Below are 19366 nucleotides of genomic sequence, written 5' to 3'. Positions count from 1 at the left end.
AAATATTTGGCAGGGTGCTGAATTTTCAATTCAGAATGTTATATTCGAGCTGTATAAATAGTTTGTGATCAGAGTCTTGTAAACAGCAATTAATTTACCATTTATGCCCACAGTTGTAGCTTTTGAAACCTTGACTGACCTGTTCCTTAATCTATCCAAAAAATATAAGGGCACGGACAAAACGGCTTTTGCTCGAAAACCCAAAACGGATGAGCCTTACGAAACAATTACTTGGGATCAGGTTGATGAAGATGCACACACGCTGGCAGCATATATGATTAAGCATGGCATTGAGGCTGGAGACCGGGTAGCCATTCTTAGCGAGAATCGCTATGAGTGGGCTGTGGTAGACTTGGCAATTCAGCTAATTGGAGCGGTTAATGTATCGTTGTATACCTCGCTGCCGCCGAAGCAGTGCGAATATATTCTGAAAAATTCTGAGGCGGAGATGTTCTTTGTGTCAACGGGCATTCAGCTCAAAAAGGCGCGTGAAGTGTTTGATAATTGCCCGGATTTGAACCGGATTATTGCTTTCGACGAACCCAATATATCCAGTTATTTGGATGATGCGTATGTCTCCCTTTTTAAAAAAGTGATGAGCGAAGGGATTAAGGAGCTGCCCAAACAGGAAGAGGAAATTGATCGTCGCAGTAAAGCGATCGAGCCCGAAGATCTGGCAACCCTAATTTATACTTCAGGAACGACTGGCAAGCCGAAGGGAGCTATGCTTACTCACCGTAATATTGTGAGTAATATTAAGGCCGCCCACCAACGTATTGATATTAATGAAGATGATCGGTGTTTGTCGTTTTTGCCGCTTTGTCACTCTTTTGAGCGTACAGCGGGCTACTATGCGATGCTGGCCGGTGGCGCTGAGATCTATTATGCCGAGAGTGTGGATACGGTGGCTAAAAATATGACCGAGGCACACCCGACAATTATTATGAGTGTGCCTCGGCTGTTTGAAAAGATTTATAACCTTGTTTCGAAAAGTGTGGAGGAAGGCAGTGCTATTAAACAGAAGATTTTTGGCTGGGCACAGAAGGTTGGTCGAAAGTATGCCGATGGTCAGCGTGGATTGGTGTCGATGCAGAAGAAACTGGCCGATAAACTGGTGTTTGATAAGCTGAAAGAGCGTACCGGTGGACGTATTCGGTTTTTTGTATCTGGTGGTGCAGCGCTGCCGGCCGAGATTGGTAATTTCTTTATGGGGGCCGGCCTGCATATTATTGAGGGATATGGACTTACAGAAACATCGCCGGTTATGTGTTGTAATACCTATGGTGATGAGCAGATGGGCACCGTCGGAAAGGTACTGCCAGGCGTTACAGTTGCCATTCAACGATTGGAAGACAGTAAGATTATTGCTGAGCTGAGTGGTGAAGATTATCCTACTGATCACAGTTCAGAACAGGGAGAAATTTTATGTAAGGGGCCCAATGTGATGAAGGGCTATTGGAAGAATGATGAGGCTACCCGTGAAATGATTGATGATGATGACTATCTGCATACGGGTGATGTGGGTAAGTTTGTGGATGGAAAGTTACAGATTACCGATCGCATTAAGCACATGATTGTTAACGCCGGTGGAAAAAATATTTATCCCGGGCCTATCGAAGACCTGTTTAAAACAAGCAAATGGATTGATCAGCTGGTAGTTGTCGGGGAACGTCAACCATATATGGCAGCTCTTATTGTACCTGATTTTGAAGCATTAGAAGCATATGCCAAAGAAGAGGGCATTGAATATGATTCTCTTGAGGATCTGATCCAAAAAGAAGAGATACAGAATATTTATGGTAAAGAAGTACGAAGTACATCGAATGAGCTGGCATCACACGAGAAAATTCGTGACTTCCGTATCGTACCCAATGAATTTACGGTAGAGACCGGAGAGTTGACGCCGACCTTAAAAATTAAGCGCCGTATCGTTGAGGATAAATACGGCTATCTGATTGACGATATTTTTTCAAATTAGATCGACGAATAATCTAATTTTGAAATGGCAAGTGTTGGAGACACTCTTCAACACTGTTGCCTGTTTTTAGTAAGGTGCGGTTTTCTTCGGTAATAAATTTCTGTCCGACAGCTTCATTGATAAACTCAATGAGTTTGTCATAATAGCCGTCAATATTATAAATAATAACAGTTTTCTTATGGATACCCAGTTGTAGCCAGGTGATGGCTTCCATCAGCTCTTCGAAGGTTCCAAATCCGCCGGGTAGGGCAATAAAAGCATTCGAAAGCTCAGCCATCATCGCCTTACGCTCGTGCATAGTATCTGTGATATGTAGGGCAGTAAGGTTTTCATGGGCGACCTCCAAATCATACAAATGCTGGGGGATTACACCGTGAACCTGCCCTCCGCGTGACAAGGTAGCGTTGGCAATTTCATTCATTAACCCTACCGAACCGCCACCATAAACTAAGCCAATGTTATTGGATGCCAACGCGTGGCCTAATGCTTTGGTTTGGGGGATGAAGGTGGAGTTTTTGCCCGTTTTAGATCCACAATAAACGCAAACTCTATGTTGTGAACTCATGCCTTAACGGGACCCATCATGCGTTTAACAACAACTTCCAATTTTTTGATAAAGTAATCGATTTCTTCTGCGGTATTTTGTTTACCCAGGCTTACACGGATACTTGAATTTGCTGTTTGGGTATCTAATCCAATGCCTTCGAGTACGTGAGAAGGTTCCATGGCGCCCGATGTACAGGCCGATCCGTTGGATATGCAAATTCCTTCTACATCAAGATTGAGTAGTAGCATTTCACCGTCAAGGCCATCCCCGTTGGGATCGAGGAACGAGATATTAATAATATGTGGTACGCCGTTCTCGGTATCACCGTTAATTTGATAACGATTGCCAAACGTTTCATCAAGTCCATTGATAAGTCGCTTGCGAAGCTTGATAAAATGGGTACGGTGGTCGTCCATTTCTTGCTGAGAAAGTTCCAGCGCTTTTGCCAATCCAATAATGCCGGGCACATTTAGCGTTCCACCACGTCGACGTCGTTCTTGCGATCCACCGTGCATCCAAGGTAGCCAGGGTGTAGCATGGCGCATATACAACACGCCAATGCCTTTTGGACCATAAATTTTATGTCCGCTAATGCTCAGAAAATCGAGTCCGAGCTCTTCCACATCCACCGGAATTTTACCAACGCTCTGAACCGTATCAGAATGGAAGGGAATATTATGTTCTTTACAAACCTCGCTGATTTCTTTGAGTGGATTGATAGACCCAATTTCATTATTGACATGCATCAGCGAAACCATGGCGGTGTTTTCAGTGATGGCCTCTTCAACCTGTTTGGCTGTGATAATTCCTTCTGATGTTGGCTCCACGTATACTGGTTTGGCACCATTTCTTTTTAAGGCTTCTGCTGTATGAAGTACGGCGTGGTGTTCAAGAGGAGAGGTGATGACTTCAGTTTTTCCAGTAGCATTAACAACCCCTTTAATTGCGCAGTTATCACTTTCTGTTCCGCCACTGGTAAAGATAATTTCAGCCGGTTCAGCACCGATTATTTCAGCAATGGTTTCCCTTGCTTCTTCAACAGCTACTTTAGCGTTATTGCCCAATCCGTGGGGAGAGTTAGCATTTCCATAGTGTTCGGTAAAGTAGGGGGTCATTGCATCAAGCACGCGCTCATCTACTGGTGTAGTAGCGGCATGATCGAAATAAACGGTATCCATATCACTGATTTTCGTTAACGATTAAAACAGTTCAAAGATATTTAAAAATAAGGTGGAAAAACAGAAACGATAGATGGATAAATAGGGTAATGGGATATTGTTTAACGTTGATCAGCTTTTATTTGTGCACCTTCCCACAATAATCTGATCAGTTAGGTTACAGATCATCTAAATTAGTTTGGACACTTTTCGATGAACTGGTAAATTCAGCTACAAAATTATTAATTAGCTCAAAACTATAGCTACTTATGGATAAGATGACGCTCGAGGATGTAGAAGTTAAAGGCAAAAGGGTACTGATGCGCGTAGATTTTAATGTACCGATTGAAGATGGTAAAATTGGTGATGATAATCGCATTGTTCAGGCGCTGCCGTCAATCAATTATGTGATAGAAAACGGTGGAAAACTTATCCTTATGAGTCATCTCGGACGTCCCGGTGGAGAAGTCGATTCATCCTTGAGTTTGAAGCCCGTAGCAGAGCATTTGCAAACACTGGTAGACTCCACGGTACATTTTGCAGAGGATTGTATTGGAGAAACGGCAACTTCTGTAATTGGTCAGGCCGAGAGCGGTGAAATTGTGCTGCTCGAAAATGTGCGTTTCCACAAGGGAGAGAAAGCCAATGATGAAGGGTTCTGTAAGCAGTTGGCTAAGCACGGTGACCTGTTTTGTAATGATGCGTTTGGGAGCAGCCACAGAGCGCACTCATCGGTTGCGGGGGTCACACGTTTTCTTCAGCCGGCGGTATCGGGATATCTGCTGGAAAAAGAGATTAAGTATTTAAATGACTCCATAAATAATCCTGAACAGCCATTTGTGGCCATTTTGGGCGGAGCTAAAGTTTCTGATAAAATTGGTGTTATCGAAAATTTGTTGGATAAGGTCGATAGCATTCTCATTGGTGGTGGTATGACCTACACTTTTTATAAAGCCAAGGGACTATCAATTGGGGATTCCCTGGTGGAAGAGGAAAAAGTTGATCTGGCCAAGGAACTACTGGGAAAAGCCGAGGAGAAGGGGATTAATGTTGTATTGCCTGTGGATTCGATAGCTGCTAAAGAGTTTAATAATGATGCTGAGCACAAAGTTGTAGGAGAAGACGGCATCGAAGATGGTTGGATGGGCGTTGATATTGGTCCGCAGACCTGTCTCTCGTTTGGGAATATCATCAAGAATGCCAAAACTGTAGTTTGGAATGGTCCGATGGGTGTTTTTGAGATGCCAAACTATGCCGAGGGTACGAATGCCGTGGCGGAAGCGCTTGCAGAAGCCACTAAGTTGGGAGCAACATCAATTATTGGGGGCGGTGATTCTGCATCAGCGATTAAACAGGCTGGACTCGAAGATGCCGTTTCTCATGTTTCTACTGGTGGCGGGGCCAGCTTGATGTTCTTAGAAGGCAAAGATCTGCCGGGCGTTGTGGCTCTGACGGATAAATAAAAGTTAGGTTGTATAAAATAGTCAAACTCTCTAAAAAATATCTTTCGAATGAAGATTTATTTTTCTGGCTCAATCAGAGGAGGAAGACAAGATGCCAAACTGTATAAACAGCTTATCGAAGAAATAAAAAATTACGGAGATGTTTTGACTGAACATGTTGGCTCTTCAGATATCAGCCATGAACTATCAGATAGTAAAATCCATGAGCAGGATATGAAATGGCTTAATGAAGCTGATATTTTAATTGGGGAAGTAACAACCCCTTCTCATGGAGTTGGCTATGAAATTGGTCGAGCTGTAGCGTTGGATAAAAAGGTTTTTTGTTTATATCGCCGGCAGAATAATAAATCTGTTTCAGCTATGATCAATGGTTCACCTTCTATCAACTGTTATAAATACTCTACAGTTAAAGAAGCTCAAAGTTTAATCAAGCAAATATTCAATGGATGTTAACCTATACCATCTAACCCGGGAGTGCCGGGTCTCGATTTTATTTATTTAAAAATGAATTCGAATTTTATCATACATCAACTAAACAAGCTCGAAGAATGGTTGAAGGTCAATAAATCTACATTTTATCTTTTCCCCTTAACAATTGTTGGGTATTTGTTTTTGTTTCTGATATTAATACTTAGCAATCTCTTGGCTATTATTCGTTGGCCTATTGCTTCAATAAAACGGAGACTTGTCAGTGAGAAAAATCATTCTCAGGCTCAAATTCTAAAAAATGTAGTCAATGAAGTTAATGCAAAAGAGTTAGAGCAAATTTTACAGAGTGAAGATTTGGTGCTGATAGACTTTTGGGCAGAATGGTGTGGGCCGTGTATTATGATGAATAAATCTTTAACAAGGTTGGCAGAATTAGACAATATGGATTGTACGATTGTTAAAATTGATACTATGAAGCATAAAGAAGTTGTCAACCAATATAATGTGAAAGGATTGCCAACGCTGTTACTGGTTAAAAATAATGACGAATTAAAGCGGTATGCAGGTGCCTTGTCTTATCAGGAATTGAAGGATTTTGTAGATTGTTGATTGTTGCATAAGCGGTTTTAACCGGTACATTTGGTGCATGGTTATTAGCGTTATTTATAAGGATGGGATGATATCCCGTCCTTTTTTTATTTATACTTCTTTATTAACCCGTCCCGAAATTTCAAATAGAGAGGTTCTTCATGTCGCATCCCGAAAACAAAGTGCTTACCGATGATTATAACGCCAGCTATAACTTTTATAAATCTGATCTCATTCTTCGTGATTACGTCAGCCGATATTTTTCTGAGCAGGCGAAGCAATTTTTGGATGGGAAATTAAATCAGCTGGGAAAACAAGCGGCCATTGAGATGGACGAACGTTCGCAGAAGGCTGATAAAAATGGACCAGTCCTCAAAAAACGTAACAAGTTTGGTGAGAATATCGACGAGATTGAATTTCATCCGGCTTATTGGGAATTGATGGATATCGCAGCCCAATCAAAGATGTTCTATTTGAAATACCATCCTGAGAAAAGGGAAGAATTTTTAGGGAGTCGACATCAAATGGGATTTGCGTTGGGCCAGTTGTATGCAATGAGCGAATTGGGGCAATATTGTCCACATTGCATGACCGATGGTGCAGCGTTGTTGATTGAGAAATTTGGGGATGAAGAAGATAAAAAGCGTTTGTTGCCAATGCTGGGAGCAGAAACAGGGGATAGGCTTTTCTCGGGCGCGATGTTTTTGACTGAGAAATCCGGTGGTTCGGATGTAGGGGCAAACTTGTGTACAGCTGAGCGGATGGATGGGAAACACTATCGATTGAATGGCGAAAAGTGGTTTTGTAGCAACGTTAATGCCGATGTCATTATGGTGTTGGCTCGTACGGGTCCGGTTGAAAAAGGTACGCGCGGACTTTCGCTTTTCTTAGTTGAAAAAGAGTTGCCGAATGGCGAGCGAAATCCGATGAACATTATTCGCTTGAAGGATAAGTTGGGAGTGCGGTCGATGGCTACTGGCGAAGTCCATTTACAGGATACAGTTGGCAAGCGGCTGGGAGAAGAAGGGACGGGATTCAAGGTTATGGCACAGATGATTAACATATCTCGAAATTACAATTCTGTGGCGGCATTGGCGGGACATCGTCGAGCTATTATTGAGGCGTGGCAGTATTTGAGTCACCGGAAAACGTTTGGGAAACGAGCGGTGGAACATGCACTGATCAGAGAGAAGCTACTGGAGTTGGGATCAACCTATTTGGCCGATTTTGTACTGGTCTGGCGTGGTTTGCAAGCGATGGATGCCGCTGAATCAGGGGATGAAAGGGAACAGCATCTGTTACGAATGATTACACCTATGGCCAAATGGTGGTCGGCTGAGAATGCGGTCTATGGGGTACGCGAATGCATGGAGCTTATGGGTGGCAATGGCTATATCGAGGATTTTGTAATGCCGAAGCTGTTGCGCGATGTAAATGTGTTGCCAATTTGGGAAGGTTCAGGGAATATTATTGTACTGGATATGCTTCGTGCAACAGAAAAGTCTCAGGGACTGGAAATTATTTTTGAAATGATTGAACAAGCGGCTGATAAATCTTCAAAATATGGAGGACTTTTAGCAGAGAAATTGACTGAGACAAAAATGGTCTGGAAAGATATTTGTGAGTTAAATAACCAGGATCACAGGGAGGCTACGGCCAAGCCGTTATTCAGCCAATTAATTAAACTTTTCCAGATGGCGTTATTAATTGAAGAAAAAAAGCTGGGGAATAGTGACCGATATGAGATTGCCCTTAATTATTTAGTAGATGATTTTGACGAGACGTTACGTCCGCAGAATTCGCTGGAAGTTGATCAAATTAAAACGCTTATCGGCTGGGAGTATTAACCAGCACTGGCTGACGCACCGCCACCTGCAGCGCTTGCTGAGGCGCCTGCCCCACCCGAGGTTCCCGGTGCTGATGCGGCTCCAGTGGCACTGAGCGTCGAAAAGGTGTTGGCTACGGCTGCCGGAGAGGTCGTATTTGTGTTGAACACCATCCATGCAATGACAGGCATGGTGTCGGTATGTGAGGTGAAAATTTTTTCAATCTTATCTTTTCCAAGTCCAAATGCCAGAGCGTAAATAAAGTGTTTATCCAGTTTATCGGATGAAATGTGATGCTCTTCGGCATTCTTTAGTCCCTTTTTATAATTGTTCCATTGGTGTTTGATTTCCTCTCCTTTTTGGGTAGGTCTGATGATTATCAATGAAAGTATCGCTAAAACAAATGTTGTAATTAATGCCCCAAACCAGCTAAACACAAATGATGGAGATAGCGCAGAAAAAATGTCGGTGCCGATATAGAATATAAGTCCTACAACAATAGAAAACAGCAACAACTGGATGCCCAAATTCCAGTATGCACCGTTATAGCTTGTTAGGTCAATCCAATTTTGGTTGAAGCAATATGTTTTAAATTTGTTCTTCCATTTAGAGAACCAACCCGAAACCTCGGAGTTACTGCCTTTAAAAATTTTGTGCAATTGTTGAATATCCTCGTCAAGACGTTTTTCTATAAATTGGATAGTATCTTGTTCCCAATCCAGCAAGTCGTCCTGCAAAGATTGTCCGGTGCGTTCGACGAGAAAAGTTGGGTCATCATCTTCAAGCATTCCTTCTTTGGGTTTTCTTTCCCGGATTTTGAAATATCCCCGGCGGGCCAGATCAAGTACGGTAGATATCAAATGAACGCTTACAATATGTCGTCCATTTAAAAGCCATCCAACAGCAGCAGGACGCTCACGACTTGGTGTGACAATTGTTTCGGTCGACGATAGGTGAGAGGTCGAGTATCGCTTGCCATACTTTTGATACAAAACGTAGAAGATGATAAGAGCTAATAAGAGGATTACATAGTTTATCACTTCGCCTGTTTGATCCCAATACTGTTTCCTTTCATTGCGTTCAGCTATCTTTTGATCGTAGGCCAGCTCTTCGCTGCGTACTTGGCTTAGAGTAAAATCGGGAACGGTAATTTCTGGATTGGTTAATATTGAGGTAGGAAACAAAGCTCGCACCTTAGCAAAATCGTTGTCGTCGATACTTTTACCACTAATTTTTACGCGCCCCTGTTCTTTTTGAAGATCCATTCGTCCGAGCGGCCGACGGGTCCACCCGAACAAGGAATCTGAAGGAACCGCCTCTGGATAATTGATCGAGATATTCAGCTTTTTTGTTGATTTATCTCGTTCATCAGAAAGATAATTCCAGAAAAATTGGGACCATTTTGGCCCAATGGTCAGGGCGCCCTCAAGCGTGTACGAAACTGTAAAAGTACGTCGTTCGTCTTCCGCAATGAAGTGCCATTTTAAACGGATATACTCATCGGATTCAGAGACACTAAACGTACCCTTTTCTTCATTGTTTTTGTTGAGATATACTGTTCCGTTTTCTGAAACTTTGATATTCCGAATTCCTGTAAATCCTTGTTTCGGCAATTGGTATTGGGCCCAAGAAAACGAACCATCAAAGTCATACGTAAGGTGTTCGGTGATGAGGACAGTACCGTCTTTATTTATGCTAACCTCAATATGAATTTCAGGAATTTCGTACGACTTTGCAGATGGTTCGGTTAATCCTACAGTGAACAATAGTGCACTTAACAAAAATGTTCGTAACCACATGGTTTTTAATAGTTTATTGAACCTCCATTAGAGTGCATAAATCCCATTTTTGTCAGGATGATAAATATGTATACTACTCTTTAATAACGCGGAATCCGGTATAACGAATTGACGTTTGTGGAGTTTCACTGCGTTCATCCACATAGCTGACTGCCGAGTAGCCGTAGGTATTATTCTGGGTTGATCCACTGTGCCATTCAGCAGCGTTACCTCCCAGATCGTACACTTCAGCTTCGCCGACTTTTACCGCCTTGTAGGATCCTACTTCTTTGAGCATACTATGGTCAAGCTCATCAAGCTTTTTGCGAAATTCGGCGACATCATCGTAAGTAATATCATAGCCGGCCCAATAATTGAGCGTGTTTTCTGAAGTGGCTACTTTGCGAGCCTGTTTGTTTAGACTTTCGGCCTCCTCGGCATTGGGCAAGCGGTATTTTTCATTGGTCTGGTTATTGAGCCATTGGATGTATTGTTCAGCGTTTTCTTTGCTGATACCCGTGACTGGGTAGTTGGCGCGGACATCGGCATAGGAATAGTTGTCATCAAACGCAGCATACTGGGCATTGGTGACTTCAAATCGGCCGATAGCCGTAGAATCCTTTTTCATAGATACTGTTTCCGGGATAAGAACCCCATCTTTCATCACGCCAAATAGTCCAGTATCGGTTTGGGCTTTGTCTTTAGTGAGCAGATCAGCAATAGGGCTTTCTTTTTTGAATGCTTCGTTTTCTTTTTTGTAAGTCCCAAACAGGTATTTATCAAACCAGCGTATTTCTTCTTTCATTTTGCGTGTTTGATGAGTGATCTTTTGGAGTCCGTGCGGTTGACCGGGGAACCACAGAAACCGTACCGGGGCCTGATCGATTTGCTGCAGCGCCCGGTAGTATTCCCAACCCTGATCACGCGGTACGGCACGGTCTTCGCTACCGTGGAAAATAATTGTTGGAGTCTTTATCTTTTCCATCTCAAAGAGGGGTGATTTCTGTACGTAAGTCTCGTTAAAAATTTTACCATTGGTATCATCCCAAGGGGCACCACCAAAGTAGCTTTGATCAAAAGAGACACCGAACGAGCACGTTCCGTAATCGGAGGTCCAGTTGACATCCCCGGCGCCAGGTGCCGCAACCTTAAACATGTCGGGATGTTTGACTGTAAGCATTGTGGTAATAATAGCCCCGTTTGACCATCCCTTAACACCCATAGAGTCCGGATCAACCTTGCCTTGATCAACAAGCATTTCTACGCCGCTAACGACATCGGGGAGCTCATATTCGTAATAATGCCCCTTGATTGATTCCACAAACTCCTGCCCGTGATTGCCTGAGCCGTGATAATTTGGTTGTAGCACAAAGGCTCCTTTCTGAGCCATGATGTTGTTGAAATCGGTCCATGATTCATTCCACTGATCTAAATCCACCCCTGATGGGCCTCCATGAATTGTTACGACCAGTGGATACTTTTTGCCTTCTTCATAGTCGTGTGGATAGTAGAGAATGCCGTTGACTTCCTCATCCATTGCGCCTGTCCAACGCACCACTTCAGTCTTAGCTTTCTTCTTTTTATCGAGGTATTCATTAAGTTTAATGACTTCATTGCCTTCAGGGATTTCTACAGATCGTCGTTTCTCATTGAGTTCCGCCAGGCGATACTGCGGAGGTAGGGAAGCGGTAGAATAGACATATACCAGTTTTCTATGATCTTCTCCAACGGCAGTAACGGTAACGTGTTCGTCCATATCTCCGGCATCGACCGATTTTTTTCGCCAATTGGTACCATTCTTTTCCAAGTAGGCCAGCTTGCGAGTGGGACCGTTGGCCAGACTCACCATCACATCATTGCCAAAGACATCAAAACCGCCGCCAAGTCCCCATTCCCAATCGATAGGTACATCGGAAACGCTATTATTTTTAACCGAATAGTAATGCAGCACGCTTTTACCAGCTCCGTTCCACTCCGGGTCGGATGAAATTACTGAAACAAAATAGAATCCATTACCATCTGCTGTAAACTCAAAATTACCCGGGGTTTGGTATCCACTTTTTAGAATCTGCTGTTTTGTTCCATCTTCAAGATTCCATAAATAGTAGTTAGGTTTGGGGTTGGCATCTGCAGCATATGAAGGAGACATGATATGAGAAGTCACCATCCATTGACCATCCTCAGAAACTTCATATTCTCCAACGGGATATTCATTATCAGTAAGACGTTGTATGTCCTTTTCCTGTAAATCGAACGAATAAATACGGCTGGCTTTAAAATGAGCGGTATCCTCAACAACAACCGTGTTGTCCTTCATTTCCTCATATTTTTGCTCATAAAGTGTCTTTCCTTCGTTGGATTCGAATGCCAGATTCTGTTTGCCCATCCATTGTATATTGGAAATACCAGTCTCAAATTCGTGCACTTCATACGGTTCGCCGCCCAGCGTACTCATGGCCCAGAGTTTTTTGCCTTCATCACGGGATGATAGGAAATAGATTGTTTCTCCATCTGTTGAAAAGAGCGGGCTATAATCCGATTCATTGCCACGGGTTAACTGAACAGTTTTATAGTCTCCATTTTCCCGTTTATCCAAATGCGTTAGATAAAGATCACTTTGGGAGGCATCTTTTTCCTTATCTGGTTGTGATTTTACCCACACCATAGCATTTCCATCGGGAGAAAAAGTAAGCGAAGATGCTCGTGCCTGGTTGATAACATCTTCGACAGTCCATTCATTAGTTTGTGCTGCTACGTTATGGACAGATAATAGCAGAAAGCCAATACATAGCAATGAGTGCAGAAATTTCATATCAAGTTGGTTAGTTTATTAAAGTTGATACCAGACGAACAATAGAAACACCTTGAACAGATAAATAAATAAAGTAGAAATGGCAATGGGAATTAAAACTTTTTACCTATTTATTAATAGGTAAGAGCATAAAGCCAAAATTTTCTGTAAGGATTTCCTCCGAAATATATCTTACCTTTAGAACGAAATAATAAAAATAAACGAGGAAAACATTATGAGTTCACTCAATAAAGCAATGATTATTGGCCGATTGGGGCAAGATCCGGATGTGCGTTATACACAGTCCAATACGGCCGTAGCTAATATGTCGATCGCCACCTCAGAGCGTTATAAGGATAACATGGGCGAATGGAAGGAGAATACCGAATGGCACCGTGTTGTAGCATGGGGACGTTTGGCAGAAATTTGCCAGGAATATCTTAAGAAAGGGTCCCAGGTTTATATCGAAGGACCTATTCAGACACGCAAGTGGGAAGATAAAGAAGGGCAAACGCGCTATACTACCGAGATTAAAGCATTGACTATGACGATGCTTGACAGTAAAGGTGAAGGCGGCGGAGATGTACCTCCCAAGCCCGATAACTCTCAGCCGGTATCGAGCAATGTCGACTTAAATGAGGACTTTGACGATATCGATGACGACTTGCCATTTTAATGGTATCCGTTCTATAATTCATTTACATTTCAAAGCGGTAGGGGCAGCCCTTACCGCTTTTACTTTTCTTGCACCGAAGGCTTACAGTCAATAGCTTTAAGGTAACCCAAACTCAATAATAAGTAGTTGGACGACCCGAGTAGTTTACTATTTCTTTTCGATGTTCTTTCCCGACAGGGAGAATCCATTCTCATTGAACCAACCTTAGATCCTGTCTCAATTACGATACAGGTTGTAATCATTATTTTGGGATTACTGTTTTCGGCACTCTTTTCGGGGTCTGAAGTCGCTTTCTTTTCGGTTATCAATCAGCAGGATTTACTTGCTGACCGAGACGTGGAGGGTACTAAAGATCGCCAGATTGCAAAGATGCTTGAGAAGCCCCGGCGCTTGTTAGCAACTATCCTTATTTGCAATACGTTTGCTAATATTATAGCCTCGGTATTGGCAGCTGTAGTGACAGGAAATATAGTTGCATATTTTGGACTTCCTGAGTTGTGGATCTATACGGTAGAAGTGGTTGTATTAACATTTATGATCCTTATTCTAAGTGAGATTACTCCAAAGGTTATGGCAATTAACAATCCCGTAAAAAGTGCCCGTCGGGTAAGTGGGTTTATTTATGGGTTGTTTTTGTTGCTCAAGCCACTGTCAAGCCTTATTGCCAACAGCACGCTGAGTCTTGAGGAACGACTGCCAAAACCGAATAGCAAAATGACCTCAGAAGATATTATGACTATGGCTGAGGTAAGCGAGCAGGAGGGATCGATCAAAAGTGATGAGCGCGAAATTATCGAAAATGTAATTGAGTTTGGCAGTACGACCGTGCGCGAAATTATGACTTCACGCGTCAATATTGTGGCGATTTCTATCGAAAGTTCGCTCAACGAAGTGTTACAGCTTATCCGTGAGAAAGGATTATCAAGGATGCCGATCTACGAAAATGATCTGGATAATATTGTAGGTGTGATACACTCGAAAGATGTGCTACCTTACATTAATGCTGATGTTGAGCGCACGACCATCAACTGGCGGACTATTGCGCGAAAGGCACTATTTATTCCATCTACAAAGAAAGTGGATGATTTGCTTCGCGACTTCCAGCAGGAGAAAACCCATATTGCTATCGTTGTAGATGAATACGGCGGTACTGAAGGGCTCATTACGCTTGATGATATCCTGGAAGAGATTGTCGGAGAAATTTCTGATGAGTATGATGAGACGGAAGAAAATCTCTATACCAAGTTCAAAAGCGGGGTCTATATTTTTGATGCTAAAGTTGACCTGGATGATATGGAGGAGATTTTGGATATCGATATCACTACCGGAGATGATGAATATGAAACCTTGGGGGGACTCGTCTATCATCTTACTGAACGCATTCCCAATGTGGGAGAACGCGTGTATTATAAAAACATGGAGCTTACGATCCATTCGATCAAGAATAACCGGGTAAAGAAGCTCCGTGTTAAAGTTCAGGATCGTCCCAAATCTTCACAAGAACATACCCCAAAGTAATTTTTTCTTAATGTCTGTACCATTTGAATCACTCGTTCGTAATGATGTTGATTTAGCTCCGTATAATACGCTCGGTATTTCTGCTCGAGCCCGATATTTTGCTTCTGTTGGTACGGAAAAGCAGTTGAAGGAAATTTTGAGGCATCCCAAAACCGATGGACTTAAAATAATGGTGTTGGGCGGGGGCAGTAATGTACTTTTTGCGGATGATTTTGACGGACTGGTACTACATGTTGAGATTGAAGGAAGGGAAGTTATTGAGGAGACGGATGAGCATATTTGGTTGAAAGTGGGGGCCGGAGAAAACTGGCACGAGACGGTCCGCTATTGTGTGGAAAAGGGATGGGGCGGAATCGAAAACCTCTCCCTTATTCCTGGTACGGTGGGGGCGGCTCCCATTCAAAATATTGGTGCCTATGGCGTTGAGCTTCAGGATGTTTTTGAGTGGTTAGAAGCAGTTGATATTGAAGGACGGGAAGTCCGCCGGTATGAAAAGGAGCACTGTGAGTTCGGTTACCGAGACAGTATTTTTAAAGGAGAGTTAAAAGGGATTGTTATTGTGACGACTGTGGTACTGAAGTTGTCTAAAAAGCCCGAGCTAAATACGTCGTATGGGGCTATACAATCAGAAATTGAACGCCGGAAAATTTCTAACCCCACAATTCGTGACATTAGCGATATTGTGATTGATATCAGAAATAGTAAGCTGCCGAATCCCGAAATACTGGGCAATGCCGGAAGTTTTTTTAAAAATCCGGTAGTAAGTGATGAAGTGTATCAACAGATAAAAGAAGAATATTCCCAAGCACCTGGCTACGATATGGGAAATCAGAAAATGAAAGTGCCTGCCGGCTGGTTGATTGAGGAGGCCGGCTGGAAAGGAGAGGTCGTAGGAAATGCAGGTACATATAAACAGCAAGCGTTGGTCATTGTTAACCACGGCGGCGCTACTGGTCGTGAAATTCTTGAACTTGCGGATCGCATTAAGAAAGCAGTAGAAGAAAAATTTGGTATTCTGCTAATACCCGAAGTAAATATTATTGGGAACGATGGCCAGCTTTAACGATTGGTCGACATATTTTACCCGGCATCTGTTTGGCGCAGGTCTTGAGTGTCCAATTAAGCTTTATTATTACGCGCAAGGATATCCCCAAAACCAACAGTCGCGACCGTTTATTGAGCATGCTATTTATAATAAGCGGTTGCTTACGGCTTTAGCGCGATCGGTCTTTTCGGATGCCCATTTTGTTAACGGCCAAAAGGTGTCGGAGGCGGCTTCTGAAACCGACCAATTGTTAAATGAACAGAGTGCCGTTCTTTTTGATGCGGTTTTTGAGCATCAAAATATGATGGCTCGTTTGCCCATTGTAGAAAAGTCGGAGAATGAGCTGACCTTATACTATGTGCGTACCAAGGCATTCGATTCCCGGAAGAATCGGTTGTTGAATTCAGAAGGCAATCTCAAAAGCAAGTGGGAGAAATATCTTCTCGATTTTGCCTACCAGGTGTTTGTAGCGCGCCATAATTATCCTAATGCTAATCTCCGCGCGGTATTAGTAATGCCGGAAAAATCGGGTCAGTCGTATATGGATGATTTACCCCATTTGTTGCAGCCGTTTGATGATGGAAGAGACGGTTGGGAGAAAGTTGATGAATCAAACCAAGAGCTGCTGGCAAAACTTGATGTTACCAATATTGTCGAAAGATTATTGGATGATTCATCGTATGCGGAAAACTATTTGCCGAAGTCAAATCTTGAAGACACGCTAACTTTTTTCAGAGATCTGTATTTCAATAAAACAAAGGCGGATTCCGGTGTGGGCATAAAATGTAAAAGGTGTGAGTTCCGCATTGAACATGAACGGCTGGAGGCCGGTACGAAAAGTGGGTTCAATGAGTGTTGGGAAGCGATAACAGGTAGAAATAATGCATCCCAGAATCATATTTTTGATTTAATTGGTCCGGGAACGAATACGCGGTTGTCAAATAAAAATTATTGGCAAACTGATATTTCTACAGCGACCATATTTTCGCCAGAAAGTATTGTGAAGGGAAAGGGACGAATATCCCAAGAGATGCGCCAAGCTTTACAGATTTATAAATCGCAACAAAAAGAGGTGCCCGAAGAGATTGTTCGTCCGGCTCTTTTTAAGGAGTTGAATCGATGGCAGTTCCCCCTTCATTTTTTGGATTTTGAGGCTGGAAATTATGCGGTTCCTGTACGTCGTAGTTGCAGGCCGTACCATTTGGTAGTGTTTCAGTTTTCTTGTCATACGCTGTTTAGTGACGGACGATGGCGCCATTACGAATGGATCGACGATTTTAAAAGTGGATATCCTAATTATGAATTAATTCGTCAGCTACAGGAGGTGCCTTATATCGAAGAGGGGACGATTGTGCAATACTCAAACTTTGAACGGCATGCCCTAAAGACTATTCGAGGTGAACTTACCGAAGACTTTTCCGAGGTTTCCGACGCTGGGGATCTCATCTTCTGGCTTGAGAAAATTATTAATCGTCATGACTCCTCGCACCATCAGCCGCCCTATATTGCTGATCTGAGCCGGCTCGTAAAAAAATTCTATTACAATCGAGAGATGGAAAATTCTCTGAGTATTAAAGATGTGCTAAGTTCAGTAATGAGTCACAGTCCCTATTTGAAGAATATTTATACGAAGCCTTATAGTAGTTCAAATTTTGATAACATGATCTGGTGGCAGGCTGATGGGAAGGGAGGGGCCCAAAACCCATACTCAATATTGACGGAAAGCGGGGATTCATCGATCCGTCGTGGTACGCAGGCGATGGTCGTATATGGCAAACTTATTGCCCGCGATTATTGTGCTGATGAGCTTGCAACTTATCAAAAAGCGCTGCTAAAATACTGTGAGTTGGATACCTTGGCTATGATGATGATTTATCAGCATTGGCAGGAACTGATGAAATAGCCAAAAAATTTCTGGGATGAAACTTTTTGGAAATGATTATATTTAAACCTATTAGAAGGATTTTTAAAAACGTTTATCTGGATTCTAAAAACATATATTCATGAAGAAATCATTATATCGAAATTTTTGTCTTGTTCTGATTATTTCAGTAGTTGCTTCTGCTTGTACGGTTCAAAAAAGTCCCATTACCGGTTCTAAACGAGCGTATGGGTATAGTTGGGAACAGGAGGTGCAGATTGGGAAAGAGTCTGATCAACAAATTCAGCAGCAATATGGTGTGTACAACGATGATGAGGTACAACAGTATGTAGAACGCATTGGCCAGGAGGTGTTGGAAGTCAGCCATATGCGTCGCGAAGACACCGATCCCAAATACCGAGAAACGGAGTTCTATTTTAGAGTACTTAATAGTCCGGTAGTAAATGCTTTTGCACTGCCCGGCGGGTATGTTTATGTGACCCGTGGGTTGTTGGCCCATCTGAAGAATGAGGCGCAATTGGCTGTGGTATTGGGACACGAGATCGCCCACGTCGCTGCCCGACATGCATCACAACGTGCTTTTGAGCAACAAATAGGTCAACTTGCCTTACTTGGCGGTGCCGTGGCTGGTGAAGAGCTATTAGGCGTGCCGGGGCAAAGTGTGTTGCAACTTGGGAGCCAGGCTGCGCAATTTATGTTTTTGAGTTACGGTCGCGATGATGAGCGTGAATCTGACCAGCTGGGCGTAGAATATGCCGCGATGAAAAATTACGAAGCCGCCGATGGGGCTGGTTTTTTTGTAGCCCTGGAGCGTATTTCTGATCAATCCGGACAAAGTATTCCCACATGGCAATCCTCACATCCAGACCCTTCCGAACGCGCTGACAGGATCCCAGAACTTGCTAATCAGTGGGCTGAGAAGGGGTATCAGCAAAATATTGAAAATGCCGATGCGTATATGAATATAATTGATGGTATAATATTCGGAGATAATCCGCGTGAAGGTTTTTCAGAAGAAGGAGTATTTTATCATCCAGACTTGAAATTCCAGTTCGACTATCCCGATAATTGGAAAATTGTCAATCAGCCTACACTGGTTGCAGCAGTAAATGAAGAGCAGGATGCAATTTCGCTGATGGAAATTGATGGGGAAGCTGATTCGCCTGAGAGTTCCGTTATGAATTATGTGAGTCAGGATGGTTTTACTGTGCAGTCTCAACAATCTACCCGGCAAAATGGATTGGATGGTTATCAGGCGCTGGCAACGGCTAAAACAGAAGATGGAACTACATATCGTTTTTTGGTTTACGCGGTAATGTATGATGGCAATATCTATCGGTTTACCAATTATAGTTTGGCCGAAAAGTTTGATGGGTACCGCGACAATTTTGAGCAAACAAGCTATTCATTTGCAGCGCTTACCGATCAGGATAAGTTGAACCGTGAGCCTGTACGTTTGCAAACACAAAAAGTAGATCAGTCGAACGCTCTGTCATCATTTGTGGGTAATTTACCGATGGATATAACGGTTGAAGATGTGGCTATCATCAATCAGGTTGAGGCAGATGCTACGGTAGAACAGGGTAGTTGGATTAAGATACCCCGCCGGTAATTTGCATATTGGAAGGAATATCGTTTGTCATTTATTACTCCTTATTTTGGTTAAAAAATCCAATATCTTTGGGCGA

The 19366-nt window shown here is 42.8% G+C and carries 14 protein-coding genes; 10 read left to right on the top strand and 4 right to left on the bottom strand.

The annotated features are described in order from the left end of the window. Positions 1 to 103: 103 nt before the first annotated feature. The gene (locus AAFH98_RS13185; RefSeq protein ID WP_342523206.1) at positions 104 to 1978 is read left to right on the top strand and encodes an AMP-dependent synthetase/ligase; all 1875 of its coding nucleotides are present in this window, start codon (positions 104 to 106) and stop codon (positions 1976 to 1978) included. Positions 1979 to 1991: 13 nt separating this feature from the next. On the opposite strand, the gene AAFH98_RS13180 is transcribed toward AAFH98_RS13185, so the two are convergent. Continuing rightward, positions 1992 to 2543, bottom strand: coding sequence for an LOG family protein (locus AAFH98_RS13180; RefSeq protein WP_342523205.1), 552 nt, complete (start codon positions 2541 to 2543; stop codon positions 1992 to 1994). Continuing rightward, positions 2540 to 3703, bottom strand: a complete 1164-nt coding sequence (locus AAFH98_RS13175; protein ID WP_342523204.1) for a cysteine desulfurase family protein — start codon at positions 3701 to 3703, stop codon at positions 2540 to 2542. Before AAFH98_RS13175 ends, AAFH98_RS13180 begins: the two co-directional genes overlap by 4 nt. A 248-nt stretch (positions 3704 to 3951) precedes the next feature. On the opposite strand from AAFH98_RS13175, the gene AAFH98_RS13170 reads away from it, so the two are divergent. The 4 genes from AAFH98_RS13170 to AAFH98_RS13155 all read left to right on the top strand — a co-directional run bounded on the left by AAFH98_RS13170 (position 3952) and on the right by AAFH98_RS13155 (position 8009). Next, positions 3952 to 5145: a phosphoglycerate kinase gene (locus AAFH98_RS13170; protein WP_342523203.1), complete on the top strand. Its 1194-nt coding sequence runs from the start codon at positions 3952 to 3954 to the stop codon at positions 5143 to 5145. Between the two features lie 48 nt (positions 5146 to 5193). Then, positions 5194 to 5598: a nucleoside 2-deoxyribosyltransferase gene (locus tag AAFH98_RS13165; RefSeq protein ID WP_342523202.1), complete on the top strand. Its 405-nt coding sequence runs from the start codon at positions 5194 to 5196 to the stop codon at positions 5596 to 5598. 189 nt (positions 5599 to 5787) lie between these two features. Further along, positions 5788 to 6183 (top strand): thioredoxin family protein, encoded by a 396-nt coding sequence (locus AAFH98_RS13160; protein WP_342523201.1) that lies wholly within the window; start codon positions 5788 to 5790, stop codon positions 6181 to 6183. A 140-nt stretch (positions 6184 to 6323) separates the two neighbouring features. Then, a complete protein-coding gene (locus AAFH98_RS13155; RefSeq protein WP_342523199.1) occupies positions 6324 to 8009 on the top strand; it encodes an acyl-CoA dehydrogenase family protein in 1686 nt (561 codons plus the stop codon). On the opposite strand, the gene AAFH98_RS13150 is transcribed toward AAFH98_RS13155, so the two are convergent. After that, complete coding sequence (locus AAFH98_RS13150; protein ID WP_342523198.1) at positions 8006 to 9787, bottom strand: DUF2207 domain-containing protein; 1782 nt, start codon at positions 9785 to 9787, stop codon at positions 8006 to 8008. The two genes, AAFH98_RS13155 and AAFH98_RS13150, sit on opposite strands and share 4 nt — an antisense overlap. A 73-nt stretch (positions 9788 to 9860) precedes the next feature. Further along, on the bottom strand, positions 9861 to 12578 hold the full coding sequence (locus AAFH98_RS13145; RefSeq protein WP_342523197.1) for a S9 family peptidase: 2718 nt from the start codon (positions 12576 to 12578) through the stop codon (positions 9861 to 9863). 214 nt (positions 12579 to 12792) lie between these two features. On the opposite strand from AAFH98_RS13145, the gene AAFH98_RS13140 reads away from it, so the two are divergent. From AAFH98_RS13140 to AAFH98_RS13120, 5 genes are all read left to right on the top strand, one after another. Continuing rightward, the gene (locus AAFH98_RS13140; protein WP_342523196.1) at positions 12793 to 13233 is read left to right on the top strand and encodes a single-stranded DNA-binding protein; all 441 of its coding nucleotides are present in this window, start codon (positions 12793 to 12795) and stop codon (positions 13231 to 13233) included. Between the two features lie 126 nt (positions 13234 to 13359). Next, positions 13360 to 14751 carry a hemolysin family protein gene (locus tag AAFH98_RS13135; protein ID WP_342523195.1) on the top strand — a complete coding sequence of 464 codons (1392 nt, stop codon included), beginning with the start codon at positions 13360 to 13362 and terminating at the stop codon, positions 14749 to 14751. Positions 14752 to 14761: 10 nt separating this feature from the next. Then, a complete protein-coding gene (murB, locus tag AAFH98_RS13130; protein WP_342523194.1) occupies positions 14762 to 15814 on the top strand; it encodes a UDP-N-acetylmuramate dehydrogenase in 1053 nt (350 codons plus the stop codon). Next, positions 15801 to 17699, top strand: coding sequence for a DUF2779 domain-containing protein (locus AAFH98_RS13125; protein ID WP_342523193.1), 1899 nt, complete (start codon positions 15801 to 15803; stop codon positions 17697 to 17699). Before murB ends, AAFH98_RS13125 begins: the two co-directional genes overlap by 14 nt. Positions 17700 to 17799: 100 nt before the next feature. Beyond that, positions 17800 to 19290, top strand: coding sequence for a M48 family metalloprotease (locus AAFH98_RS13120; RefSeq protein WP_342523192.1), 1491 nt, complete (start codon positions 17800 to 17802; stop codon positions 19288 to 19290). Positions 19291 to 19366: the final 76 nt, after the last annotated feature.

Source organism: Fodinibius sp. Rm-B-1B1-1 (assembly GCF_038594945.1).
Lineage (GTDB): Bacteria > Bacteroidota > Rhodothermia > Balneolales > Balneolaceae > Fodinibius > Fodinibius alkaliphilus.
Note: the sequence above shows the minus strand (reverse complement) of the source record. Positions and strands in the feature narration are given on the sequence as shown.